At 68.6% G+C, this 1,923-nt stretch carries 1 protein-coding gene and 1 pseudogene; one reads left to right on the forward strand and one right to left on the reverse strand.

Translation table 11 applies throughout. The features are described 5' to 3' along the window. Positions 1 to 756, reverse strand: a pseudogene (locus tag RMN84_RS06200) (heavy-metal-associated domain-containing protein); the annotation flags it as partial. Positions 757 to 818: 62 nt separating this feature from the next. Between RMN84_RS06200 and purM the strand changes: the two are divergent. Next, positions 819 to 1,913 carry a phosphoribosylformylglycinamidine cyclo-ligase gene (gene purM, locus RMN84_RS06205; protein WP_309611320.1) on the forward strand — a complete coding sequence of 365 codons (1,095 nt, stop codon included), beginning with the start codon at positions 819 to 821 and terminating at the stop codon, positions 1,911 to 1,913. Positions 1,914 to 1,923 lie beyond the last annotated feature (10 nt).

Consider the following 1,923-nt stretch of genomic DNA (forward strand, 5'->3'; position numbering starts at 1 on the left):
GAACGAACCGATGATCGCGCCGTCGGGACCGTGGCGGGCGACGAAATGGGCGACGGCGGGCCCGCCGGGGTAAAGCCGCTTCACGCTGACTTCGGCGACCAGCACGTCCGATGCGCCATAATAGTCGATGATATTGCGCCACCAGCCGCGACCGGGCCGGTCGACCTGCGCGGCATTAACGAGCAGCGGGTCGACACCGAGCCCCGATGGCCGGACATAGTCGATCGCGCTGGTCGAGGTGCGGAAGGCGGCCCACGCCCGCTGCCACGCGTTGCGCGTCTCCAGGCTGGTCGGGGTGCCGCCGGTGATGGTCAGCGGCACGAGCAGCATCGGCGGCGAGCGGCGCATGTCCCCGGCTACACCGATCAGCGCGGCCGCGCGGGCACGGTCGAACAATACGCCGAGCGTGGCGATGTAGCGGTCGGGGCCGATCTGTTCCTGTTCGACGCTGATCGAGCTGACGAGGCCATCGAGCGTCGCGTCATCCACGGCCGGGGCCTGGTTGGCGGGAGCATTGTGCGCCTTGGCCCACAGCAGTTTGAACCCCTCGCGCTGGGCGATGCGCCAGCCGGCATAGCGCGCGGCCTCGGCGGTGGGGCCGCCAACGTCGACCTTGATCCCCGACACTTCGAGCACGCCGCTGCTGTCGATCGGCAGGATGCCGCGGTCGCCGCTCTCCAGCTGGGCGAGCAGTGCGCCGCCGAATCCGGCGATAGCGAGCATGGCGGCGAAGAGGATCGGGGGGCGAAGCGACATCCCCGTGGCTTTTGGCGACAACGGCGTGGAAATCCAAGCATGTTGTGGCTAGGGAACCGCCTATGACGCAAAAGCCCCTGACCTATGCCGAGGCCGGCGTGTCGATCGCCGCCGGCAATGCGCTGGTCAAGGCGATCGGGCCACTCGCCAAATCGACGCGCCGGCCGGGCGCAGATGCCGAGCTGGGCGGGTTCGGCGGCTTCTTCGATCTCAAGGCGGCGGGCTATCGCGATCCCCTGCTAGTCGCGGCCAATGACGGCGTCGGGACCAAGCTCAAGCTGGCGATCGAGGCCGGGCGGCACGACGGGGTCGGCATCGACCTGGTCGCGATGTGCGCCAACGACCTGATCGTGCAGGGCGCCGAACCATTGTTCTTCCTCGACTATTTCGCGACCGGAAAGCTCGACAAGGCAGTCGCCGAGGCGGGGGTCGCGTCGATCGCCGACGGGTGTCGGCAGGCGGGTAGTGCCCTGATCGGCGGCGAGACGGCGGAGATGCCAGGCATGTATGCGCCGGGCGATTACGACCTCGCGGGCTTCTGCGTCGGCGCGGTCGAGCGCGGCGAGCAGCTGACCGGGGCGGACATCGCGCCGGGGGACGTCATCCTCGGACTGGCAAGCAGCGGGGTCCATAGCAATGGGTTTAGCCTGGTGCGGCGGATCGTCGAGCAGGAGGGCTGGAAGCTCGACCGGCCGGCGCGGTTCGACCCTGAACGGCTGCTGAGTGACGCACTGCTGGCACCCACGCGGATTTATGTGAAGAGCCTCCTTCCAGAGGTGCGGGCCGGGCGGATCAAGGGACTGGCGCACATCACCGGCGGCGGGCTGCTGGAAAATGTCCCGCGCGTGCTGCCCGAAGGCGTTCACGCGAACATCGACGCAGACTGCTGGCCCCTCCCCCGCCTGTTCGCGCAGATCCAGGCCGGCGGCAAGGTCGAACCGGGCGAAATGGCGCGGACCTTCAACTGCGGCATCGGCATGGTTGCGATCGTGGCTTCGGGCCGGGTCGAGGCGGTGACGGATGCGCTGACCGCCGCCGGGGAAACGGTTTTTCGAATCGGCGAGATTATCGACGGGCCGCGCGGGTGCACGGTCAGTGGATCGGTGGAAACATGGAGCGCGCGCGAGGCCTGGTCCGCGACGCATGTCCATGGCTGAGTTCCTCCCC

This window comes from Sphingomonas sp., from assembly GCF_031380695.1.
Lineage (GTDB): Bacteria > Pseudomonadota > Alphaproteobacteria > Sphingomonadales > Sphingomonadaceae > Sphingomicrobium.